Annotated in this window: 23 protein-coding genes; 2 read left to right on the top strand and 21 right to left on the bottom strand. The window is 59.9% G+C overall.

Features of this window, described 5'->3' with window-relative positions:
- Positions 1–134 precede the first annotated feature (134 nt).
- From ACMKFF_RS07310 to ACMKFF_RS07365, 12 genes are all read right to left on the bottom strand, one after another.
- Positions 135–1,412 carry a hypothetical protein gene (locus tag ACMKFF_RS07310; protein WP_419496527.1) on the bottom strand — a complete coding sequence of 426 codons (1,278 nt, stop codon included), beginning with the start codon at positions 1,410–1,412 and terminating at the stop codon, positions 135–137.
- Between the two features lie 53 nt (positions 1,413–1,465).
- A complete protein-coding gene (locus ACMKFF_RS07315) occupies positions 1,466–2,599 on the bottom strand; it encodes an Ldh family oxidoreductase (RefSeq protein WP_418468412.1) in 1,134 nt (377 codons plus the stop codon).
- Positions 2,600–2,626: 27 nt separating this feature from the next.
- Positions 2,627–3,340, bottom strand: coding sequence for an ABC transporter ATP-binding protein (locus ACMKFF_RS07320; RefSeq protein ID WP_417324008.1), 714 nt, complete (start codon positions 3,338–3,340; stop codon positions 2,627–2,629).
- A gap of 3 nt (positions 3,341–3,343) precedes the next feature.
- A complete protein-coding gene (locus ACMKFF_RS07325; RefSeq protein WP_367927801.1) occupies positions 3,344–4,126 on the bottom strand; it encodes an ABC transporter ATP-binding protein in 783 nt (260 codons plus the stop codon).
- A gap of 3 nt (positions 4,127–4,129) precedes the next feature.
- Complete coding sequence (locus ACMKFF_RS07330; protein WP_418464500.1) at positions 4,130–5,119, bottom strand: branched-chain amino acid ABC transporter permease; 990 nt, start codon at positions 5,117–5,119, stop codon at positions 4,130–4,132.
- Positions 5,120–5,138: 19 nt separating this feature from the next.
- Positions 5,139–6,008: a branched-chain amino acid ABC transporter permease gene (locus ACMKFF_RS07335; RefSeq protein WP_417324010.1), complete on the bottom strand. Its 870-nt coding sequence runs from the start codon at positions 6,006–6,008 to the stop codon at positions 5,139–5,141.
- A gap of 94 nt (positions 6,009–6,102) precedes the next feature.
- Positions 6,103–7,317: an ABC transporter substrate-binding protein gene (locus ACMKFF_RS07340; protein ID WP_417324011.1), complete on the bottom strand. Its 1,215-nt coding sequence runs from the start codon at positions 7,315–7,317 to the stop codon at positions 6,103–6,105.
- Between the two features lie 126 nt (positions 7,318–7,443).
- Positions 7,444–8,349, bottom strand: coding sequence for a dihydrodipicolinate synthase family protein (locus ACMKFF_RS07345; RefSeq protein WP_349135885.1), 906 nt, complete (start codon positions 8,347–8,349; stop codon positions 7,444–7,446).
- An 83-nt stretch (positions 8,350–8,432) separates the two neighbouring features.
- Positions 8,433–8,723, bottom strand: coding sequence for a hypothetical protein (locus ACMKFF_RS07350; RefSeq protein WP_349135884.1), 291 nt, complete (start codon positions 8,721–8,723; stop codon positions 8,433–8,435).
- Between the two features lie 953 nt (positions 8,724–9,676).
- Positions 9,677–10,849 carry an NAD(P)-dependent malic enzyme gene (locus ACMKFF_RS07355; RefSeq protein ID WP_419496528.1) on the bottom strand — a complete coding sequence of 391 codons (1,173 nt, stop codon included), beginning with the start codon at positions 10,847–10,849 and terminating at the stop codon, positions 9,677–9,679.
- A gap of 131 nt (positions 10,850–10,980) precedes the next feature.
- Positions 10,981–11,922: an AEC family transporter gene (locus tag ACMKFF_RS07360; protein ID WP_419496529.1), complete on the bottom strand. Its 942-nt coding sequence runs from the start codon at positions 11,920–11,922 to the stop codon at positions 10,981–10,983.
- Between the two features lie 176 nt (positions 11,923–12,098).
- The gene (locus ACMKFF_RS07365) at positions 12,099–12,827 is read right to left on the bottom strand and encodes a FadR/GntR family transcriptional regulator (protein WP_367927808.1); all 729 of its coding nucleotides are present in this window, start codon (positions 12,825–12,827) and stop codon (positions 12,099–12,101) included.
- Between the two features lie 196 nt (positions 12,828–13,023).
- Between ACMKFF_RS07365 and ACMKFF_RS07370 the strand changes: the two genes are divergently transcribed.
- Both ACMKFF_RS07370 and ACMKFF_RS07375 read left to right on the top strand, forming a co-directional pair.
- Entirely contained in the window at positions 13,024–13,362 is a 339-nt protein-coding gene (locus ACMKFF_RS07370) for a UxaA family hydrolase (protein ID WP_419496530.1), read from the top strand.
- Positions 13,349–14,587, top strand: a complete 1,239-nt coding sequence (locus ACMKFF_RS07375; protein ID WP_419496531.1) for a UxaA family hydrolase — start codon at positions 13,349–13,351, stop codon at positions 14,585–14,587. Before ACMKFF_RS07370 ends, ACMKFF_RS07375 begins: the two co-directional genes overlap by 14 nt.
- On the opposite strand, the gene ACMKFF_RS07380 is transcribed toward ACMKFF_RS07375, so the two are convergent.
- The 9 genes from ACMKFF_RS07380 to ACMKFF_RS07420 form a co-directional block, all read right to left on the bottom strand.
- Positions 14,588–15,874: a DUF362 domain-containing protein gene (locus ACMKFF_RS07380; RefSeq protein WP_367927811.1), complete on the bottom strand. Its 1,287-nt coding sequence runs from the start codon at positions 15,872–15,874 to the stop codon at positions 14,588–14,590.
- On the bottom strand, positions 15,871–16,977 hold the full coding sequence (locus ACMKFF_RS07385) for an Ldh family oxidoreductase (protein ID WP_349136661.1): 1,107 nt from the start codon (positions 16,975–16,977) through the stop codon (positions 15,871–15,873). The genes ACMKFF_RS07380 and ACMKFF_RS07385 overlap by 4 nt, the downstream gene beginning before the upstream one ends.
- Positions 16,978–16,995: 18 nt before the next feature.
- Positions 16,996–17,706: an ABC transporter ATP-binding protein gene (locus tag ACMKFF_RS07390; protein WP_417325644.1), complete on the bottom strand. Its 711-nt coding sequence runs from the start codon at positions 17,704–17,706 to the stop codon at positions 16,996–16,998.
- 11 nt (positions 17,707–17,717) lie between these two features.
- Positions 17,718–18,494: an ABC transporter ATP-binding protein gene (locus tag ACMKFF_RS07395; protein WP_419496532.1), complete on the bottom strand. Its 777-nt coding sequence runs from the start codon at positions 18,492–18,494 to the stop codon at positions 17,718–17,720.
- Entirely contained in the window at positions 18,472–19,497 is a 1,026-nt protein-coding gene (locus tag ACMKFF_RS07400) for a branched-chain amino acid ABC transporter permease (RefSeq protein ID WP_367927815.1), read from the bottom strand. The genes ACMKFF_RS07395 and ACMKFF_RS07400 overlap by 23 nt, the downstream gene beginning before the upstream one ends.
- Before the next feature lie 12 nt (positions 19,498–19,509).
- Positions 19,510–20,382: a branched-chain amino acid ABC transporter permease gene (locus ACMKFF_RS07405; RefSeq protein WP_419496533.1), complete on the bottom strand. Its 873-nt coding sequence runs from the start codon at positions 20,380–20,382 to the stop codon at positions 19,510–19,512.
- A gap of 134 nt (positions 20,383–20,516) precedes the next feature.
- The gene (locus ACMKFF_RS07410) at positions 20,517–21,656 is read right to left on the bottom strand and encodes an ABC transporter substrate-binding protein (protein ID WP_418468402.1); all 1,140 of its coding nucleotides are present in this window, start codon (positions 21,654–21,656) and stop codon (positions 20,517–20,519) included.
- 122 nt (positions 21,657–21,778) lie between these two features.
- Positions 21,779–22,723, bottom strand: a complete 945-nt coding sequence (locus ACMKFF_RS07415) for a dihydrodipicolinate synthase family protein (RefSeq protein ID WP_419496534.1) — start codon at positions 22,721–22,723, stop codon at positions 21,779–21,781.
- Between the two features lie 84 nt (positions 22,724–22,807).
- On the bottom strand, positions 22,808–23,479 hold the full coding sequence (locus ACMKFF_RS07420; protein ID WP_419496535.1) for a GntR family transcriptional regulator: 672 nt from the start codon (positions 23,477–23,479) through the stop codon (positions 22,808–22,810).
- Positions 23,480–23,630 lie beyond the last annotated feature (151 nt).

Here is a 23,630-nt window from a genome sequence, read left to right on the forward strand (position 1 = left end):
TTATAATTTTGGTTAACGCGTTGCATGACAATGGGGATGCCGCCGCACGTCGGCGGGTGCTTTCCTCCCCTCGCCGGCCGGCAGCCGCTAATGCCAGCCGGCGCCGAGGCCCAGTGCCTCGGTTCCCGGGGAGATCAGCGCAGTTCTTTGACGTTGCCCTCTTCGTCGAAAATGACGTCCATCGGCTCGGAGACGACCGTCACATTGTCCAGTGCCTCGGCGTCCGGGGTCAGGGCTTCGGAAATATAGAATTCAGAGAGCGACAGGGTGTTCTTAAGCCAGACGATGCGCGGGCCCTTGGTCCAGTCGCAGTCCGTGGCAGTGCGCAGCGCAAACTGCATGGCGGTGCGGTCGCTCGGCATGATGACGGGCAGGCGCACGGCCAGCGGCTCTGCCGCGGTGATGCCGTTCGGATAGGTCTGTTCGAAATCGATCTTGCGGTACAGGCGCTGCGTCGTCACGTCGGCGCTGCCGAGGCCGCCAAAGTTGCCGTGGGACTTATCCGTCAGGTCAAACACGGCGATGCGCTGGAAGAACGGACGGCTGATGCCGAGGACCGGAGAACGGCCCGTGACGTTCGGATCCATGCCCGCGCCGCTGATGTCCTTGCCCGTCTCGTCGACGAACAGGATATCGGCCTGATCGAACGGGATCTTCGCCATGCGGCTCTTGGCATAGTCCAGCAGGGGCGGCTCCTCCTCGAGGATGCGCCCGGCCGGGATGGCCTCGATGCGGCAGGTCTGGTGATAGGCGTTCTCGATGAGGCCGATGGCAAACATGTTCGGCTTCTTCTCGATGATGGCGCCCGCGAATTCCTTGACATTGGCAGCCATGCTCTTGAAGCCGAGCTTGTGGCACTGATACGCGCCGTGCTGCTTGCCCATGCCGATGACGAGCATCTTGCAGATGCCGCTCTCGACCTCGCCGCGGAAGTCCGTGTGGGCCTTGATGCGGCCGACGGGGATGAGGAAGTCCGCCGCGTTGGCGTACTTGTCCAGATGGATCTCCAGGCCGCTCTTCGAATGCGCGATGACCTCGGTGTCCATGGTGGCGCGGATGGGAGCGCCCATGGCCTCCTCCGTCACGCCGTAGCCCTCGATGATGCCGCGCTGGCCCTCGGCCTTCGCACCGGCATGGCTGCCCATGGCGGGGATGATGAACGGATGCGCGCCGACGGACTTGACCTGATCGCAGATGGCGCGGATGACGCGGGCGATGTTCGCCACGTCACGGCTGCCTGCGGTGATGCAGACGCTGTCGCCGGGCTTGATGCGGTCGAGCGTGCCCTCGCGGCGCATAGCCTGCGCAACGGCGCCCTCGATGTCATCGATATGGCTGTGGTCCATCTCATGACGGACGCGGACAAATTTCGGGATCTGGTTATCAGCCAGCAGTTGATCAAAGATATTCATGCGTTATCCTCCGCCGTGCCCCGGAAACCGGGGCACGGACTTCATGCAGTCAATTACGCCTCTTCGGGGATGAGGTAATCCTTGATGTTGATACCCTTCTTGACGCAGTACTTCTCGATCTCGGCATACGTTGCGGGGTTGATGCCGACGCCGTGCGCCAGGACGTCCTTCTCGGCGTCCGCTTCCTTGTCGCCGTGGACATAGACGCGGCTCTGGCCCTCGGCCGGCTCTGCATCGCGCATGCTCTGCAGGTACTCGGACAGGCGGCGGTTCGTCTCTTCCTGATCGCCGAACAGGGAGTAGTCGATGGCGGCGAAGAAGTGGCAGCACTTCTCCTTATCCTTCGTCACGCGGACGCCCTTGCTGACGGCGCCGTGGGACATGACCGCGCACATGATGTCGACGAGCAGCGCCAGGCCATAGCCCTTGTGGCCGCCGAAGAGCATTCCTTCGCCGCCCATGGGCATGATGCCGCCGCGGGTCTTCTCGGTGTAAGCGGGGTTGGACTTGTTGTCGCGGATACGCAGGAAGACGTTCGGGTCGAGGCAGGTCGTGCCGGTCTCGTCAACGAGCATGCCGGGCTGCAGCTCATGGCCGATCTTGGCATAGACCTCCATCTTGCCGCAGGTCATGACGGACGTTGCGAAGTCCATGTGGAACGGATGCGGGTCGGCGGGGATGGTCACGGCGATGGGGTTCGTGCCGAACATCGGCTCGCGGGCGTAGGTCGGGACGACGAGCGCCTCGGCATTCGTCATGGACACGCCCATGAGGCCCTGCTTGGCAGCCATCATGGAATAGTAACCGGCAATACCGAAATGGTTGGAGTTACGGACGCTGACCATGCCGACGCCGTACTTTTTGGCTTTGTCGATGGCGAGCTGCATGCCCTGGATACTGGCAAGCTGGCCCATGCCGTCGTGCGCGTCGATGACAGCCATGCTCAGGCGGTCCTCTACGACCTCGGGCTTTGCATCGACCTTGATGCGGCCGATATCGATGCCGAACGGATAAAGGGTCAGGCGGTTGACGCCGTGGGACTCGACGCCAAAGCGGTCGGAGGTCAGGATGACGTCAGCGACCTTCTCACTGTCTTCCCGGCTGAAGCCGTAGCGGATGAACATTTCCACGGCCAGCTCATAGAGCTTTTTATAATTGTATCGGGTATAATGGCTCTTGTCCTGCATGATAAAACACTCCTTTTTGATCAGTAGTTACTTGCCCAGATAGGCAGTGCGGATCGACTCGCTGGCGAGCAGCTTCTTGCTCTCGCCCTCGTCAACGATGACGCCGTTTTCCAGAACGTAGCTGCGGTGCGAGATGCTCAGCGCCATGTAGGCGTTCTGCTCGACCAGCAGCACAGGGATATTGGCCTTTTCATTGACGCGGGAAATGATGTCGAACACCTCGTCGACGATGATGGGTGCGAGGCCGAGGGACGGCTCGTCCATCATCAGCAGCTTCGGGCTGAGCATCAGGCCGCGTGCGATGGCGACCATCTGCTGCTCGCCGCCGGAGAGGGTACCGGCCTTCTGCTTTTTGCGCTCATAGAGGCGGGGGAAGAGCTCATACATCTCGTTGAGCTTGTCCGCCTTTTCCTTCGCGCTCATGTGCAGGGTATAGGCACCCATTTCCATGTTTTCCAGCACGGTCATGCCCGGGAAGATCTCACGGCCCTCAGGGACATAGCTGATGCCGCGCTTGACGATATGGTGGGTCTTCCTGGCCTGGATCTCTTCATCCTGCCAGACGATCTTGCCGTTCTTGGCGGGGACGAGGCCCATGATGCTCTTCATGAGGGTCGTCTTGCCTGCGCCGTTCGCGCCGATGATGGAAATGATCTCGCCGGGATTGATCTCGACGTTGATGTCATACAGGGCCTGGATCTGGCCGTAGTATACATCGCAGTGCTCCATTTTAAAGAACATGGATCATTCTCCTTCCATACCGATCTTGTAACGGTCGCCAAGGTAAGCCCGGATGACTTCGGGGTCGTTCTGGATCTCGGTGGGCGTGCCCTCCGCGATCTTGGCGCCGTGGTTGATGACCGTGATGACGTGGCTGATGTTCATGATGATATCCATGTTGTGCTCGATGAGCAGGATATCCTTGCCGGACTCATAGACCTTCTTGATAATGGCCACGAATTCGGCGCGTTCGTTCGGGTTCAGGCCCGCAGCCGGCTCATCGAGGAGGATGAGGGTCGGATCGATCATCAGCGTGCGCGCCAGCTCCGTCATCTTCTGGCGGCCGTAAGGCAGGTTGCCGACAGTACGGTCGGCGTACTGCTCGATACCGATGAAGCGCATGATCTCCATCGCCTTCTCGCGCAGCTCCTCCTCCTCGCGCTTCGTTTTGAACGGGTCGACGAGGAAACGGGCGAAGTTCATCTTCGCATGGAGCTGGCCGCCGATCATGACGTTCTCCAGCGCGGTCATGGAGCGGAACAGCTTCAGGTTCTGATACGTTCTTCCCATGCCGGCCGCGGCGATCTTATGCATCTTCCAGCCGGTGATGTCTTTGTCGTTGAAATAGATCTTGCCGGAGGTCACCGGGAAGGAACCGTTGATCATATTGATCGAGGTCGACTTGCCGGAGCCGTTCGGGCCGATGAGCGCGTGGATCTGGCGCTCCTTGACCTCAAAGGAGAGGTCGTTGACTGCAACCAGGCCGCCGAAGCGCTTGGTCACATGCTCCAATCTCAGTACGGACATGGATCAGCCCTCCTTCTGCGTTTTCTTCCGGCCGGCGAAGAAGGCGGCAGCCTTTTTCTTGAGCTGGGAGAACAGGTGAGACAAGCCGAGCGGATACACCAGCAGGAGCAGCAGCGCGATGCCGTAGAACACGAGCTGATAGTAGTCGCCCATGAAGCGCAGCAGCTCGGGCAGGATCGTGACGAGGATGGCGCCGATGATCATGCCGGAGGTCGAGCCGATGCCGCCCAGCATCAGCATAACAACGAACTTCGTGCCGTTGTCGGTGGTGAAGGTCGTCGGAGCAACGTACTGCATGACCCAGGTGTAGAACACACCGGCCAGGCAGCCGAGGATCGTGGCGATGAGGAAGGCCATGAGCTTGAGCTTCGTCACGCTCAGGCCGACGGACTCGACTGCCTCGGGGTTATCGCGGACAGCCTTGAGCGCGCGGCCGTACTTGGACTTCGTCAGACGCACGGAGAAGATAATCAGCAGGATTGCAATGACCAGAATAAAGTAGTACAGCTGCGCCTGCGTCTTGAATTCGATGCCGAAAATGTTTGGCTCGGAGATGTCCTTCACGCCCATAGCGCCGCCGGTCAGCCACTGCATGCTGTTAGCCAGCGAGTAGACGATCTGTGCAACGGACATGGTAGTCAGGGACAGGAAGATGCCGCTGACGCGGAGGCTCGGGTAGCCGAGCATGAAGCCGACAAGAACGGCGACGACCAGAGCGGCCAGCAGGCCGACGAGGTTCGTCGAGCCGGTCGCCTGCGAGATCAGGGCCGACGTATAGGAGCCGAGGGCTACGAGGGCGATGGTGCCGAGGTTCGTCTGGCCCGCCAGACCCATGACCACGTTCAGGCCGAGAACGGCGACGAGGTTGATGAGCGTCTGGCTGAAAAGCTGGATGTAATAGTTCGTGGAGTAGATCATGGGCAGGACGACAGCCACAACCAGCATGATCACGGGCAGGATCAGGGAAGTTACCGAAATCTTTTTGCGTTTCATTTCCATTACCCCTTTCCCATCAGACTTTGTGGCGCATGAAGCCGCCCGGACGGATCAGCAGCACGACGATCAGGAACACGAAGGCAACGATGTCCTTGTAGACCGTGGGGATGAACAGGATGGCGAGGGACTCGACCACGCCGATGAGAAGACCGCCGAGGATCGTGCCGGGGATGTAGCCGAAGCCGCCGACGATACCGGCCGCCCAGCCCTTCAGGCCGATCATGTTGGACATGGTCAGGCTGATGGTGAACAGCGGGATGGTCAGGATGCCGATGATGCCGCAGACGACGCAGCTCAGGCCGGTCGTAATATTGATGCTGCGGTCGATGTCGATGCCCATGATGGCAGCAGCCGTCTTGTTCTGCGCAACGCAGCGCATGGCCTTGCCGGGCTTTGTGAGCTTCAGGAACATCTGAAGCGCAATGATCAGAAGGATGGCCACAACGATGATATATCCATACGCCTTGGCAAAGACGAAATCGCCGATTTTGATTACGCCGGTCAGGAAGCCGGGAATCGTGAAGGAGTAGGGACCGTAGATCAGACGCAGGGCCTCGGAAATGACCTTGGCGAAGATCTGGGTGCCCACAATGGAATACATGGTCAGCGGCATATTGCGCAGGGGGTTGAAGATGGTGGCGGAGATCAGACAGCCGAGCACGAACATCACGACGAGCGTGCAGAGGATGCTCAGCCAGATGGGCCAGCCGAGGCCGACAACGAAGGTTCCGCCGAAGACGAAGGCGGCAGTGGTGATCAGCATATTATGTGCAACGTTCAGCAGGCCGGAGGACTGCCAGACCAGCGTATATTCCACGCCGACCAGAGCGTACACGAAGCCGAGGGCAACACCTGTGATCAGCAGCTGCAGGATAGTTTCAAGCATTGCTTTCCTCCCTTTCTTGCTAATGTAAAGGCCGTCCAACCAGCATATCCAGTTGGACGGCCTTGCCAGAGACTACAAATTTATTTCGTTTCGATTACTCCGCGGAAACCGTGGTGTACATCACAGGGACATTGTCCTTGATCAGCGCGACAGTCGCGGAGTGGACCAGCAGGTTGTTCTCGTCGCAGGTCGCGTTGCCCTGGAGCATCGGGAAGTCCTTCGTCTCGGCGACGGCGTCACGGATAGCCTGACGGTCGGCGCTGCCCGCACGCTCGATGGCGTCGAACACAAGCTTGAAGGTGCTGTAGACGTCGGCGACGTAGAGCTCAGCCTTCTGGCCTTCGCCGTAGTCGCTGGCATACTTGTCGCAGAACGCGGTGACCTCGGGATCATCGGAGTTGCCGACGAAGTCGGTCACGGAGTACCAGCCCTCGACCCACTCCGGCTCGCAGAGGTCGCGGACCTGATCCATGGTGATGGCCGGAGAGGCAACGGTCGGGACCTGCAGGCCCAGCTCGTAAGCCTGACGGGCAGTCAGAACGTACTCAGCGTCGCTGGCCCAGACGACCATGCACTCAGCGCCCTTGCTCTTCAGATCAAGGATCTGACCGGTGACGTCGGTGTCGCCGATGTTGATGGCTTCGGGATAGACAGCCATGCCGGCATCCTTGCAGGCGGCTTCGATGACTTCCATAGCGCCGGTGCCGAACTCGTTGTTCGTGTACATGATACCGACGGACTTGACCTTGAACTCATCGATGATGAGCTTCGCGGCGCAGGAGGCCATCAGGTTGTCGTTTGCGCGGACGAGGAAGCAGTACTCGTTGTCCAGCTCAAGGAGCTTGGGGTTGGTGCCGAGGCCGAAGAAGGGGATCTTCGCATCCTTGTAAACGCCTTCAGCGGCGAGGATCATGCCGGAGTTCCACGGGCCGACGACTGCGGAGATCTTGTCGTTGCCGGCGAAGATGTTCGCGACGTTAACGGCCATGGCGTTGTCGGTGGCGTCGTCCTGGATGACGAGCTCGACCTTGCGGCCGCCGAGGAGGCCGCCGGCTGCGTTGACTTCGTCAACGGCCATCTGCGCAGCCTTCACCATGCGGTCGCCGTTGGCAGCGTCAGCGCCGGTGATCTTGGCACTCAGGCCGATGTAGATGGGCTCACCGGAGCCGGTATTGCTATCGCCGTTGCTGTCGGCGGTATTTTCGGTGTTGGTGGTATCATTGCCCTTTGTCTCGTCATTAGAACCGGCGCAGGCGACCAGGCCGGCGACCATTACGAGGACAAGCAGAAGCGCGATCAGCTTTTTCATTGGTTGTTCTCCTTATAATAATAATTCTCTGTCGACCGAGATGCGGGACCAGTGCGTGGGAAAGGGGGTGGTGCTCCGCCGTGGGAGGCGGAGCACCGGAGGAAGAATCGCTTTTGTGAGTAGGAATTACTTCATGTCGGCAAGGATCTTCTCGATCTTGCGCTTGTTGGCCTCGTCGAGCTCGCCGAGGGGCTTGCGGGGCAGGCCGACATAGTCAAGGCCCTGAGCCTGCAGCGTGTACTTGCAGATCTCCTGCCAGTGAGGCACGCCGTTGACCTTGTCATAGAAGAAGTAGTTGATGTACGGCTGGATGTTGTCCTGCGCAGCGCGGGCAGCCTTGACGTCGCCAGCGAAGCAGGCATCCTGCAGAGCGCGGCACTGCTTCGGCAGGACCGCCGGGAAGCCGGACAGCCAGCCATCGGCGCCGCAGAGCAGGCCTTCCATTGCGCAGTAGTCATGGCCATAGAAGACGGTCAGCTTGTCGCCGCAGGCGAACTTCAGCTCATGGACGCGGTTGGGATCGCCATGGGCAGCCTTGATGCACTGGATGGTGCCGTCGTCGACGAGGGACTTGACTTCCTCGGTGTTCAGCTCATAGCCGGCGAACCAGGGGTTGTTGTAGACCATGATGTCGATGTCCAGAGCAGCGCGGATGTCGCGGAAGTGCTGGAGAACAGCCTTCTTATGCGGGTTGAGATAGAAGGGCAGGATGACCATGACGCAGTCAGCACCGTGATCCTGAGCAAACTTGCTCATCTTGATGGTGTTGAGGGTGTCGTAACGGCCGGTGCCGCAGACCAGAGGAACCTGACCAGCGAGGAAGCTGGAGACATGAGCGATGATCTCGCGCTGCTCTTCCATGTTCATGGCGATGTTCTCACCGGTGGAGCCGCAGATGGAGATGGTCTGTGCGCCGTTGTCGAGCAGCCAAGTCAGATACTTTTCCATGCCGGTCTTGTTGTAGGTCTGATCGGCATTCCAGATCGTCATGCTGGCCGGGCAAAGGCCGTAAGCTTTCTTGTGATCTTTCATTGTGTTTTCCTCCTTGAAATGATCCTTTCGGATTTTGGAACAAAGTAATTATTTCCACCGGCTCATGCCGGACATGGACGGGTTCAGGCGAAGCGCATCACGACGTAGATGCCGAGTGCCGCAACGAGGCCGCCGATGATCGCGCCGCGCAGCCACGGCGTCGGACGCTCGATACGGCTGCGGATAAGGGTCGGCAGGCCGCCGCAGAGCACCAGCGCGGCCGCAAGGCCGAGGGAATTGAAATGCTCGCCGTCGTTGCCGAAGCGGAGGATGCAGTAGCCGCCGCCCGCTGCCAGAAGCAGGCCAAGCGCAAGCTGCGCCAGGATGAAAATGCGTTCCGGCACGTTTGCGATGCGTTCGTTCAGCTTCGTCATGTTCCGTGCTCCCTTCGCTCTTTCTGACTGGATTATACACCGCTCGACACCGGTATGTCAACAGATTGTATGACAACAAAATCAATTTCGTAGAAATGTTCAAGAAATCTCGCCAGATTTTGTGCACTTCGCCCATATATTGTCTGACAATACGACATCATGCCAACTCCGCACGGAGGCGTCTGCGTTTTCCTGCCCGCGCCGCCCTGTCGCCCGGAGCAGAAGGATCGCGCGCCGGAAGCGCGCATTTTCTCCGATTTGGCCGATAAAAAAATGCAGTCTCAGGAAAGAGAGACTGCATTTTTGGGGGGTATTGTTGAAGTATCGATGGCGTGTTGTAGGGTGCGGCGTCCCCGACGCACCGTGTACAGCCCGCAAATTTGGGGCCGCTCCCGATGCATGCTCCTGCCATTGTAGGGGAGCGGCCTGCCGCTCCCGGCGCGGTACTGACGGCCAGTGCAGGCTGCCGATAAGACAGTGAACGCCAAAGGTTTGTCATTGCGAGGCCCCAAAGGGGCCGTGGCGCCCTGAGCGCGCAGCGCGAGGAAGTGCCCTTGGGGTGCAATCTCGTGCAGGCAGTTACGTTTTCGCCGAAGGTTCCCCTGTGATCCAAACGGGTACTGCGAGATTCCCACGTCGCTTCGCTCCTCGGAATGACACATCAGGCAGTGTCGAGGTGCACCAGCGCCCTTGCGCGGTTGAATAGCCCTGTACAGGGCGCTCACAACCCGCAAGGGGCACGCCGCATCCGTAAGGCGGCAAAGCCGCCAACGGCTGCGCAGTGAGCGCCGCTACAGACGCAATCGGTCGGTACGTTTTATCGTTACCCTGTACGACCTGGAAGTGCCTCCCCGAGATTGCCACGGCCCCTGTGGGGCCTCTCCGGGAGCCAGCGGGGGTACAAAACCGCCGCAGAGGAGCTCTCCCCTGCGGCGGCAGTTATTCCGGAAAAATCAGATGCGGGCAACACCGGAAGCCTTTGCAGCCTCGGCGACGGCAGCGGCGACAGCCTTGCCGACACGCGGGTCAAACGCCTTCGGGATGATATAGTCGGCGCTCAGCTCCTCGTCGGAGATCAGGTTGGCCAGAGCCTTGGCGGCAGCCATCTTCATTTCCTCGTTGATGTCGCTGGCGCGAACGTCGAACGCACCGCGGAAGATGCCGGGGAACGCCAGAACGTTGTTGATCTGGTTCGGATAGTCGCTGCGGCCGGTGGAAACGACGGCAGCGCCGCCCGCCTTTGCCTCGTCCGGGAAAATCTCCGGCGTCGGGTTCGCGCAGGCAAAGATGATCGCCTTCTCGTTCATGGTCTGGACCATTTCCTTCGTGACCATGCCAGGAGCGGAAACGCCGATGAACACGTCGGCGCCCTTGAGCTGCTCGGACAGTGGGCCGGCCTTCTTTTCCAGGTTTGTGACCTGGGCCATTTCTTCCTTGATCCAGTTCAGGCCGTCGCGGCCGGCATAGATCGCGCCCTTGCGGTCGCACATGGTGATGTTCTTGTAGCCAGCAGACAGCAGCAGCTTCACAATGGAGATGGCAGCAGCGCCTGCGCCGGAGGTGACGACCTTGACGTCCTCCTTCTTCTTGCCGACGACCTTCAGCGCGTTCGTCAGGCCGGCGAGGGTGATGACGGCGGTGCCGTGCTGATCGTCATGGAAGATGGGGATGTCGCACTTTTCCTTCAGCTTGCGCTCGATCTCAAAGCAGCGCGGCGCGGAGATGTCCTCGAGGTTGATGCCGCCGAAGCTGCCGGAGATGTTGTAAACGGTCTCGACGAACTCGTCGACGTTCTTCGTCTTCACGCACAGAGGGAAGGCGTCAACGCCGCCGAACGCCTTGAACAGGACGCACTTGCCCTCCATGACGGGCATACCGGCCTCCGGGCCGATGTCGCCCAGGCCGAGGACGGCGGTGCCGTCGGTGATGACGGCGCACAGGTTGTGGCGGCGGGTCAGCTCATAGGACTTGTTGATGTCCTTCTGGATCTCCAGACAGGGCTGTGCAACGCCGGGGGTGTAGGCCAGGCTGAGGTCGTCCTTCGTCGAGACCGGCACGGTAGCGACGACTTCGATCTTGCCCTTCCACTGCTCGTGGAGCTTCAGAGACTCTTTTGCGTAATCCATGATAAACTTCTCCTTTTCTTTTTGATCAGTCTATTAAATTTCATGCAAGTTATATTGCTTTGCCACATCATTATCGTTGTTCCAGTCCAGGAACCTCTGATTCAATATCGGCATACCGGCAAGAGAGGTGCCTACAAAAACACGCTCTGCGCAAGCGCGACCATAATGGGCAGCGTCAGGACCGACAGCAGCGTGCTGATGGACACGAGGTTGGCCGCCGTCTCGCTGTCCTGCCGGAACAGGGTCGAGAACATCGTCGTGGCGGCAGCGACGGGGGCCGCGATATCCACGATGCAGGCCGCCAGCAGCATGCCGTCCAGCCGGAAGGCCTTCTGCAGCAGGAACATCAGCCCGATGCTGCACAGCGGGATGACGGCAAGACGCAGGGCGATGGTGATGTAGTAATTCGCGTGCTTCCAGATGGTGCGCAAGTCGGCCTTCGAGAGATAGTAGCCGCTGATGACCATGGGAACGGGCACGTTCAGGGCGCTGAAATAGTGGATGGGCTGCAGGATGATCGTTGGCAGCTCGATGGAGCACACAAAGATCACGATGCCGGTCAGCACGGCAAGGATGCCGGGGTTCAGCAGCAGCTTTTTGAACGAGATCTGCCTGCGGTCGCCGCTCATGAACACGAGGCCGAAGGACCACGCCACGAGGTTATACACGCCGACCCACGTTGCCCCGTAGAACACGCCGTCCGCGCCGAACAGGACCTGCTGCAGCGGCAGGCCCATGTAGCCGCAATTGGCAAACACGGTGCCGTAGCGCAGAACGCGGCGGGTCGGCTCCTTACCGCCGCGGATGCAGACATAGGCAAACGCGGCATACAGCGCGTGCGCTGCAAAAGCCAGCAGGGCAACGATGCCCATGGCGCGCAGCATGGCGCTGTCAAACTGGCGGCAGAACGACTCGACGATGGCGCAGGGACCGACGATCTTCAGCGCAAAGGCCGAAAGGTGGGAAATGCTCTGGTCGTTGAAAATGCGGATCTTTCCGCACAGGAATCCGACAGCCAGCAGGACAACAAGGATGAGGACCTGCTCGCCAGTCGACAGGATATTGCCCAGCATAGAATCCCTTCTCTCTGCAAGATGGTCTCATCATAGCAGAGAATTTGGATGATGTCAACGGTGAAATTGTATGTCAACTGATTGTATGACAACAAAATCATTGACAACCCGCGGAATTTCTGATAGGATGTTTTTGTGGGAACTGACAAAATTTTGTCTGATGTCTCCCCTGCTTCTCAGAACTGCGCGTCCATTCCGGCGTTGCGCGCCGCCTCGCGGGTGTCGTTCTTCGAGATGCGCATATGCTGCCGCATCTCCAGATCGGCCGCCTCGGCATCATGCTGGGCCAACGCCTCCATGATGCGGCGGTGCGGCTCGACCACGTTCGAGCAGTTCTTCAGAATGGCAAACGAATTCAGCCGGTAGGTGTGCAGGGCGGGAATGAATTGCTTGTACAGCGAGACGAGGAACGGGTTGTTCGTGCTTTCGCAGATCTTCTCGTGGAACTTCTCGTCGAGCTGGGCCATGAGGTTCGCGTTGGCATCCTCCGGCGGCAGCGCCGCAGCATGCGCCGTCTGGTCGACGATCTGCCGCAGCTCCCCGAGCGCTTCCTCCGTAATATGCCGTGCGGCCTCCCGGGCCACGAGCGGCTCAAGTGCCTCGCGCACCATGTAAATATCGCGCAGGGCAAAGATATTGCCCTCAAACCAGCGCTCGGCCTCCTCGCTGCTGGGCTGGCACGCCTTGATGAACGCGCCCTTGCCGTGGACGATCGTTACATAGCCCATCGTCTGCAGCACGCGCAGCGCCTCGCGGATGGACGAACGGCCGACGCCGAGCTGCTTGCCCAGTTCATTTTCCGTGGGCAGCTTTTCGCCGGGATTTCTGCCCGGCTCCTGAATGTAGCTTCGGATGCTTTCGATCACCTTGTCGGTGGTTGACATCTTGTCGATGGGGATCATCATATTCGCCCGCTCCTCTCTCGTTTGCCAGCTCTCGCAGTTAACTGCACATTACTTGACATTTTGCATTGCATAATAATCTATGTACTTCTGTAATCATATTAACGCATCAATTCAGAAATGTCAAGCGAATTTAATTCAAAATATGCGGCTCCGCCTCCCGGCAGGACCTGCAAAAGCTTCAGGAGGGCTCCAGATCATGACAAATCAGACCGGCTATATCGTCTACGCGACGGACAGCGTCGGCACCGCACTCGGCGAGATCGAGCCGGGCGCGATCCGCCTGCTCGGGGAGCCCGGCGACGGGCACGTCACGGCCGCCGGGCACATCCCCTTCGGCCACAAATTCGCTCTGCGGGCCCTGCGGGCGGGCGATCCCGTGATCAAATACGGCGCGCGCATCGGCACGGCCACGCAGGATATCGTTCCCGGCGAGCATGTGCATCTGCATAACATGCGCAGCGACTTTGACGAGCGCGCCTCAACGCTGGACGCCGAGACGGCCCTGCCGGAGGACGTCGTCTATGAACTGTACTGAGGAGGAAAACGCCATGGAAGCAAAACCGATCTGCCAGGCTTGGCTCCGTCCGGACGGCGGCAAGGGCATCCGCAACAAGGTCCTCGTGCTCTACACCGTGGAGTGCAGCAAGCACGTCGCAGAGTCCATTGCGGCGCATTTTCAGGCGCAGCACAGGGACGTCGATGTCACCGGCTCGCTCGCGTGTCTGGACAATCAGGCCGTCGTGCAGCGCATGCTGGCCTACTGCATCCATCCGAACGTCGGCGCCGTGCTCATCGTCGGCCACGGCTGCGAATATATCGAGCCGGACCGCATCCGCGACTTCGCGCGGGCCCACGGCCGCCCGGCAGAGGCGTTTTACCTGCAGAAGGTCGGCGGCACGGAGGCGGGCATCGCGCTCGGCTGCAGGCTCGTCGGCGAGATGCTGGAGAAGCTCGAGGCAGGCCCCCGTGCGCCGATGTATGCGCATGAGCTGATCATCGGCGCAAAGTGCGGCGGCTCGGACTTCACGTCCGGCATCGCCGGGAACGCCGTCATCGGCAAATTCTTTGAAAATCTGACCGCCGCGGGCGGCACGGCCATGATGGAGGAGATCGCCGAGGCCGTCGGCCTGCGCGACCATCTGGTCTCCCGCGCCGTGAACGAGGACGTCGCCCGCGATGTCGGCCTGACCTATGACAAGACCATGGAGTTCTGCCGCAGGCTCGGCCGCTACTCCATCTCGCCGGGCAACTTTGTCGGCGGTCTGACGACGATCGAGGAAAAGAGCATGGGCGCCGTCGTGAAAATGGGCGGCTGTAAGATCGAGGGCGTTCTGAAGATCGCGCAGCGGCCGAAGCACCCCGGCTTCTGGCTGCTGGACGTCATCCCGGACGACAAGCCCGAGCCCGCCTTCTTCTTCGGCGGCGACGCGACCGGCCTTCTGGACCAGATCGCCTGCGGCTGCCACCTCGTTCTGTTCAATACGGGCCGCGGCCACGTCGGCGGCACGCCCGTCGCGCCCATCCTGAAGCTGACCGGCAATCAGGAGACGTTCGACATGCTCAGCCACGACATCGACTTCTGCGCGGGCAGCGTCCTGACCGGTGCGGAGACGAAGGCCGAGGCCGCCGAGCGCCTGTGGGGTCTCATCCGGCGCATCTGCAATGGCGAACAGGTCCACGCCGAGCGCGTCGGCCACCGCCAGGGCACCCTGTTCTTCAACTATCAGGACCCCCGCCGCGTCGTCCCATGCCGGTATTGATCAGGCTCTCTCCCAGCCGGTAAAGTAGCCGTCCGCGCCGAAGACCGGGCGCAGCGCCACGCCGTCTGTGCGGAGCCACGGCATCGCAGCCGTGTCCGCCAACAGGCGCTCCGTCACATAGAACGTCTGCACATGGTTCGTGTCGCGGATCCACATGGCGCGGTAGCCGCTTCCGGCATTTGCACCCGTGATGGTATGCAGGGCAAAGCGGATGGCAAGGTCATCGTTCTCCATGACGATCGGAATGCGGAAGCCGTTGATATCGCGTGAGGTCAGGGAGTTGGGATAGGTCTGCTCCATATCGATCTTGTCGAACAGGCGGCGCGTCGTCACGTCGGCATTGCCCATGCCCGTGGCATTGTGGTGCGCCTCGTCCGTCAGATCGCGCGCAACGATGCGCTCGGCAAACGGCCGCGAAATGCCGTTCTGCGCGGAGCGGCCGGTGACGTTCGGATCCATGCCTGCGCCGCTGATATTCTTGCCGATCCAGTCGACGATCAGAAGATCGAGTTTTTCATACGGAATTCCGAAGAGCTGCGCCGCCGCATCCGGCAGCAACTCTTTTTCCGTCTCCAGAATTTTGTCCGGAGCGACGGCGACGACGCGATACGTCTCGTGATAGCCGTTTTCCATGGAGGCCATACCGCAGAGGATATTCGTGTTGGCGATGATCTCCAGACCAATCTCCACAATGTTCTGCGACATGCTCGGGAAGCCCTCGGCATGGCAGATGTCCGCGCCGAACTGCTTGCCCATGCCGATGACGATCATCTTGAGGATGCCGCTCTGGATGGGGCCGCGGATGTCCGTGTGGGGCTTGATGCGGCCGATGGGAATGATCCAGTCCGCCTCCGCCGCATAGCGGTCGATCCGCGCCGGGAAGCCGTGCGGCTTCGTAACGCCGACCTGCACCGTCTCCATGCTCGAGCGGATGGGAGCGCCGGTATATTCCTCGGTAATGCCGAAATCGGCGAGGATCTTCTTCTGTCCCTCGGCCTGCGCGCCTGCGTGGCTGCCCATAGCCGGGATGATGAACGGCTCTGCGCCGTGCTCGCGCACGACCTCACAGACCGTGCGGACAATGAGCGCGATGTTTGCGATCTCGCGCGAGCCTGCCGCGATGCAGACGCTCTGGCCGGGCTTCAGCTGCTCCAGTGTGCCGCTCTCCTGCATCACGCGCCGCGTCTCTGCCGCAACGTCCTCGAGCTTCGGCGCGGAGCGCGTGTTCTCGACGCGGTAGAAATTCGGCACATGATCGTGCTGGAGCAGGGCTTCAAAAATGCTCATGCCTGCGGGCCTGCCTTTTCGATCAGGTATTCCGCGGGATCGATGCCGAGGTCCTGGCAGATCTTGACGATCTCGTCATAGGTCTTGTCATTGACCTTCACACCCTCCTCCGCCACGCGCGCCATGTGGGCATAGGCCTTGTCGCCGTGCGTGTAGATGCGGGTCTGGCCGTCGGCCAGCGCAGAATTGCGGATGTCCTCGAGGTACTGGCTGAAGCGCTTTTCCATCTGCTCCTTGTCGCCGAAGATGGAATAATCGACGGCCATGAAGAAATGGCAGACCTTGTCGACATTCGGCACAACGCGGACCTCGTTGCTTGTGCGGCCGCCGGACAGGATGCCGCAGAACAGCTCGACGAGCAGGCTCAGGCCGTAGCCCTTGTGGCCACTGTTCGTCTCGCCTTCGCCGCCGACGGGGAAAATGCCGCCGAGGGACTTCGTAGCGCGGATGCGCAGGAAATCGTTCGGATCATAGCTGGGAGAGCCGTCCGAATTCATGAGCCAGTCGCCGGGCAGAGTCTTGCCCGCCTTGGCGTAGACCTCCATCTTTCCGGCAGGTACCACACTCGTGGCCATGTCGAGATGGAACGGATGCGGCGTGCCGGGCATGGAGACGGCGATGGGGTTCGTGCCCATCATCGGCTGCTTGCCGAACGTCGGCACGACGAGGGCCTCGGTGTTCGTCATGGAGATGCCCAGCAGGCCCTGATCGGCAGCCATCTTGGCATAATAACCGGCGATGCCGTAGTGGTTGGAGTCGCGGACGACAACAATGCCGACGCCGGCCTTCTTCGCCTTGTCAATGGCCATCTGCATGGCAGCGACAGAGACGGGCTGGCCGATGGCATCATGCGCGTCGATAACGGCGGAGACGGGCGTTTCGCGGACGATCTCACTCTTCGCGCCGCGCTTGATGCGGCCGATCTCCAGAGAATGCGTATAAAGCTTCATGCGCTGCACGCCGTGGGACTCGATGCCCATGCGGTCAGATGCCAGCAGCACGTTGGCAATGTCCTCACAGTCGGAGCGGCTGTAGCCATTGCGGGTAAAAACTTCCACGGTCAGGTCCCAGAGACGCTGATCATCAAAATAACGGTATCCCATAGTTAATTCCTCCTGTATTTAGCCGCCGAGATAGGTCTCGCGGATCACGTCGCTCTGAATCAGTTCACTGCTCTTGCCCGAGTGGGCGATGCGGCCGTTTTCCAGCACATAGCAGCGATTGGAGATTGAAAGCGCCATGTAGGCGTTCTGCTCAACAAGGATGACGGGCAGCTTTTTCACCGTGTTGATATTATGGATGACGTCAAACACATCGTCGACGATGACGGGGGCCAGGCCAAGGGACGGCTCGTCAAGCATGACCATGGACGGGTCACTCATCAGGCCGCGCGCAATGGCCAGCATCTGCTGCTCGCCGCCGGACATGGAACCGGCCTTCTGCTTTAGGCGCTCCTTCAGTCGCGGGAACATGGTGTACATCTCCTCGAGCTTCTCGTTCATCTGCGCAGCCGTGTAGGAGCGGCAGTATGCGCCCATCTCCAGATTTTCCAAAACGGTCATGTTCGGGAAGACCTCGCGGCCCTCTGGAACATAGGCAATGCCCGCCTTGCAGATCTTGTGCGCATGCATGCGGTTGAGCTTTTTCCCGTCGAACGTCACCTCGCCACGGCCCATGTGGACCAGGCCCATGATGGTCTTCATCATCGTGGACTTGCCCGCGCCGTTTGCGCCGATGACGGAGACGATCTCGCCGGGGTAGACATCGACGTTGATGTCATAGAGCACCTGCACCTTATCATAGTAGGAGCAGACGTTTTTCAGGCTTAAAATCGGTTCCATACTCATTCCTCCGTGCGGAAGCGGTCGCCCAGATAGGCCTTGATGACCTGCGGGTCATGCTGGATCTCCTCCGGTGTGCCCTCGGCGATCTTGCAGCCGAAGCTCAGCACCGTGATGCGATGGCTCAGGTTCATGACGACGTCCATGTTGTGCTCGATGAGGAACAGATCGACGCCGCTGTCATAGACCTTGCGCAGGATATCCACAAACTCGCGGCGCTCACTCGGGTTCAGGCCCGCAGCGGGCTCGTCGAGCAGGATGAGCTGCGGCGTCGTCATCAGCGCGCGGCCAAGCTCGCAGACCTTCTGGCGGCCATAGGCCAGATTGTCGACGGTCTCGTTGCGCAGATGATACATGCCGATGGAGTCGAGCACCTCGCACGCCTTCTCGCGCAGGACGCGTTCCTCGCGGTGGCTGCCGCGCAGGTCGACGATGAAGCGGAGCATGTTGTGGGAAACATTCTTCTGGCCGCCCATCATCACGTTCTCCAGCACCGTCATGGAGGAAAACAGTTTGATATTCTGGAACGTTCGGCCGACGCCCGCCTTAACGGTCTCAAAGGTCGGCTTGCCGGTCAACAGCGTATCGCGGAACCAGATCTGGCCGGACGTAGGCGGAATGACAGAGTTGATGAGGTTCAGCGTCGTGGTCTTGCCGGAGCCGTTCGGGCCGATGAGGGCATGGATCTCGCGCTCCTGCACGTCAATGGAGAGGTCATTGACCGCAACAAGGCCCTCGAAGCGCTTGACGAGATGCTCAATTCTTAATGTGGTCGCCATCCGCCGTACCTCCCTTCTCCATAGCCGGTGCGCCGGCCCTGCGGGCGCGCAGCCTGTTCCATTTTTCGCGGATCGGAGCCGCCAGCGAGACGATGCCCTTCGGCAGGAAGAGCGCGCACAGCAGAACGGCCGTGTAATAGACGAAATAATAGTACTTGCCGAGGAAACGGAGCAGCTCCGGCAGCAGCGTGATGATCACGGCGCCGATGACATTGCCGAACACCGAGCCGATGCCGCCGACCATGAGCATGATGACAAAGTTCGTGGACAGGTCCACCGTAAAGGACTCGGGGTTGATGTAGCCGATGAGGTGGGCATAGAGCGCGCCCGCGAAGCTGCCGAGCATGGCGGCCAGCGTGAACGCACGGATTTTTACCTTGGCGACGTCGATGCCGCAGGACTCCACGGCGTCAATGTTGTCGCGCACGGCCTTGAACTCGCGGCCCCACTTGGAATTGACGATGCGCCAGGCGAACCATACCACAAGAATGGCCACGATGAGGACCATGTAGTAATACGGGATCGTCCCCTCCACGCGGTAGCCGAAGAAGTTATAGCGCTCGATGCCGCGCAGGCCCTGTGCGCCGTTCGTCACGCCCTTCATGTTGTTCAGGAGCATGCGGATGATCTCCGTGAAGGCGATGGTCGTCAGGGAGAGGTACACGCCGCGCAGGCGCAGGCTGGGATAGCCGAGCGCCTTGCCGATGAGCCAGCCGACGCACAGCGCCGCCACAAGGCCGAGCCACGGAGAAACGCCGAGCTTCACATTCAGCAGGCCGGAAACGTAGGCGCCCATGGCGAACATACCGGCCGTGCCGAGGTTCATCTGGCCGGTCAGGCCGGTGATGAAGTTCAGGCCGCAGACCGCGATCAGATAGATCAGGATCTGACAGGCGATGGTCATATAGTATTCATTCCGGATCATCTGCGGCAGCAGGGCTGCGATCACGGCAGCGATCAGCAGCGGCAGCAGCCGGAAGATCAGCTTTTGTTCCTTTTTCATGCGGCAGCCCCCTTACTTATTTTTCTTCCCGAGGAGGCCCTGCGGACGGAACAGCAGGAACGCAACCAGAAGAACAAAGGCCACAACATCCTTATAGACCGACGGCAGGATCATGGAGGCGATATTCTCGACGATGCCGAGCACAAGGCCGCCCGCGATACAGCCGGGCATGTAGCCGAAGCCGCCCAGGACGCCCGCTGCAAAGCCCTTCAGGCCGATCATATTGGACATGGTGGAGCTGACATTGTACAGCGGCACAACCAGGATGCCGATGCAGCAGCAGATCACGGTACTGATGGCGATGGTGATCGCCATATTGCGGTTGACGTCGATGCCGACGATCGAGGCCGCCGTGCGGTTCTGCGCCACGCAGCGCATGGCCTTGCCGGGCTTGGTCTTCTGCAGGTAGAACTGCAGCAGTGCAACGATGACGATCGCGGCGATGATGAGAAACAGGTTGGATTTTGAGATAACGGCATTGCCGATCTGGTAGGTGCCGGACATGAAGTCCGGGATCGTAAAGGCGTTGCCGCCCCAGATCAGGCAGGCGCCCTCCATGATGACCTTGCCGAACATGATCGTGGCCATAATGGTGAAGATCATGGACTTCTGCTTGCGCAGGGGGATGAAGATCAGATAGGCCACCAGAATGCCGAACACCGCCATCAGCAGCAGCGAGGCGATCGCACTGACCATGGAATTCCAGCCGAGGCCCAGCACGAACATGCCCGCATAGATGTAGGCGCCCAGCGAGACCATTTTGTCATGGCTGAAGTTCAGAACGCCGGAGGCGTTGTAGATCAGCGTGTACTCGATGCCGATCAGCGCATAAACAAAGCCCATGGCGATGCCGCTGATCACAAGCTGGATGATCGTCCAAATCATAAACAAGTCTCCTATGAGAGTCTCCGAGCCGGTCCGGTGCGCCGAATTGCCGCCGGGACCGGCTCGAAAGGTTCCTTATGATAGGGGACAGAGCGTATTGGCGCTCTGTCCCGGATACGCGTGGGAGATGGGGCTTAATCCATGGTGACCTGATCCTGATAGGACGGCACCAGGTTCTTCATCACGCCGATGATGGCGGTGTGGGCAAGCTCACGCTTGTCGTTGGCCGTGTATACACCGTAGAGCGTGTCGAGGTTGATGGTCTTCAGGGCCTCGCAGAGGTCAGCAGACTCCAGAGAGGTCGCGCGCTTGGCAGCGTCGGCAAAGGCATAAACGCCGTTGTAGTACGTTGCGGCATAGATCTCCGGCGTGGAGCCGTACTTCTCGTCATAGTTCTTCGAGAAGGTCTGAACGAGCTCAGAGGGGTTCTCGGCGATGAAGTCGGTCACATAGTTCCAGCCCTCGATCCACTCGGCGTTGCACAGGGAGTAGACCTGCGGGGTCGCGATGGTCGTGGAGCTGATGACGGGCATGTTCAGGCCCTGCTCATAGAACTGGCGGGCAGCCAGGGCGCACTCGTCGTCATGGGCCCACATGATGACCACGTCGCAGTTCTCTTCCTTGACCTTGAGGATCTGCGTGCTGAGGTCCTTATCACCGGCGTTGTGGCCGGCTTCGTAGTATTCCACACCGTTGGCATCGCACCACTTCGTGATGGTGTGCATCGCGCCGGAGCCGTAGTCATCGCTGCAGTAGAAGATACCGATCTTCTTGGCGCCGTAGTTGGAGACGGCATAGGACGCCGCGACCTCCGCCATGATGGTGTCGGAGCAGCGCAGACGGTGGAAATAGGGATTGTCGATGTTGTCAGTCAGAGCGGCGCTCGTTGCACCGATGAGGAGGGGGATCTTGCCGGTCTGGACGTTCTGGTCCATGGCCAGTGCGAGGGAGCTGAGCATCGGGCCGACGATAGCGACGACCTTCTGGCTCTGGAGCTTGTTATAGGCGTTGATGGCCGTGTCGGCCTTGCCGCCGTCATCCTCGATGACGAGCTCGATCTGCTTGCCGTTGATGCCGCCAGCAGCATTGATTTCTTCCACGGCCATCTTGGCGCCCTGCTGGGCATAGCCGCCGTTCGTCTGGGAGTTGCCCGTCAGGGAGCAGAGGATGCCAAGCTTGATGGTATCGTCACTGCCGCCCTTGCCGCAGGCGGTGAAAGCAAATACCAGCGAGAGTACGAGGACCAGCGCGATCAGTTTTGAAAACTTCTTCATTTCATGACGCTCCTTTTATTCTCTTGATAGTGGGGTCTGGGATCATTGCCTGCAAGGGGTATCCCCCGCGCCGGAGAAGCGGGGTCCGATCCTCCGGCGCGGGGTGTGAGAAAGGTGATGACTTACTTGATGAGGTTGGTCGCCTTGATGGTGACGTCCATGTCGGCCAGCAGAGCGTCAACCTTCTTCTTCTCCTCGGGCAGCAGGTCGCCCAGCGGCAGACGGGGCAGGCCGGCGTCAAAGCCGAAGCACTTGAGGACATACTTGAAGACCTCGTGCCAGTGCGGATCGTTGTTGCTGTAGGTGATGAAGTAGTCGATGAAGTCCTGCATCTTATCCCACAGCTTGCGGGCGGCCGGAGCATCCTGCTGCACGGTGCAGAGGTTGAACAGGTCGACGCAGAACTTCGGGAAGATGCCGGGCAGGCCGGACAGCCAGCCGTCAGCGCCAGCGAAGAAGGCGGGCAGCGGCTCGTAGTCATGGCCATAGAGGGCGGTGATGCCGTCCGGGCAGTAGTGCTTCATGCCCTGGATGTAGCTGGCGCGGCCGTCAGCCAGCTTCACGCCGTTGATGATGCCCTGCTCTGCCAGCTCCTTCAGCTCGATCGGCTCGAACTGATAGCCGCAGAAACGGGGGTTGTTGTAAAGGATGATGTCGAAATCATCGCCGACAGCCTCGCGGAGCTTCTTGAAGTGGTTTACGACGGCTCTCTTGTGCGGGATGAGGTAATACGGCATGATGACCAGCGCGCCCTCGGCGCCGCACTTCTGTGCGAACTTCGTCATCTCGATGGTCTGCGCGGTGCCATACTTGCCGGTGCCGGGATAAACGGGGACCTGATGGTCGACGAACTTCACGAGGCACTCGATGATCTTCTTCTGCTCATCGTCGCTCATGGAGATGTTCTCACCGGTGGAGCCGGTCACGGAGAGGCTGTGTGCGCCGCAGTCCAAAACCCACTGGATATAGCGCTCGGTCTCTTTCTGGTTGAAGCTCTCGTCAGCATTCCAGAAAGTCATCACGGCAGGCATAACGCCGGAACCCTTGGTCTTACGCATGGTGCTCATATTTCTTCCTCCTGATAGACTTGTCGTCTTTTCTGAATTGGTTTTCATCTATCATCAGCGAGGCCTGCCGTGCACAAAACAGGTCTACGTTGACTGCTCATTTTCGCGGATATTGCGGATGATCTGCTCCTCCACATACCGCACATGGGTGGTGATGGAACTGACGAGGGCATCGCGGTCGAGGCGGCGGAGGGCGTCGCAGATCATCCTGTGGTGATCGACGGCCTCCTGCGAAACGACTGCCACGCCCTTGAGGTTCAGGTAATTCAGCGTGACGCAGTTATTCTGCACGCGGCTGTACAGCTCCGTCATGTAGGAATTGCGCGCGCAGGCGACGATCATGCGGTGCAGCTTCATATCCGCCATACTGGAGCGGTAGCTGTCGCCGCTCTCCTGGGAACGGCTGCACTCCTCCTCACACTCGGCGATACGGTAATCCATGGCGGGCTCGCCGATGTCGCAGATGAGGTTTGCAGCGCCGACCTCAAAGAACAGGCGCATCTCCATCATATCCCGCACACGCCGTTCGTCCGCGGCGGGGAAAAAGAACTTACCGGTCGGGGAGGTCTCCACAATGCCGTCCGTGGCCAGGCGCTTGAGGGCCTGGATGACCGGCGTGCGGCTGATCTCATACTGTACGCAAAGACGTTCGATCTGTACCTGCTCGCCGGAATGGAACTTTCCTTCAAAAATGCTGGAGAGGATTTGTTCGTAAACGGCCTCGTCCAAATTGCGCTTCAGGCGAAATGTGTTCATATCATACTTCCTCCAGTTTTATCATCACGAGCGATCTGCTGTTTATGCTGTATAGAAGTATTGTAGCCGCCATTCAATCTCCCGTCAATATTAAATTCATTTTTGCGCTTTCTACAAATCGGTGGTTCGTTTTTCTAGCTTCATTATACAC

The sequence above is a fragment of the Faecousia sp. genome, assembly GCF_048519415.1.
Lineage (GTDB): Bacteria > Bacillota > Clostridia > Oscillospirales > Oscillospiraceae > JAZOXB01.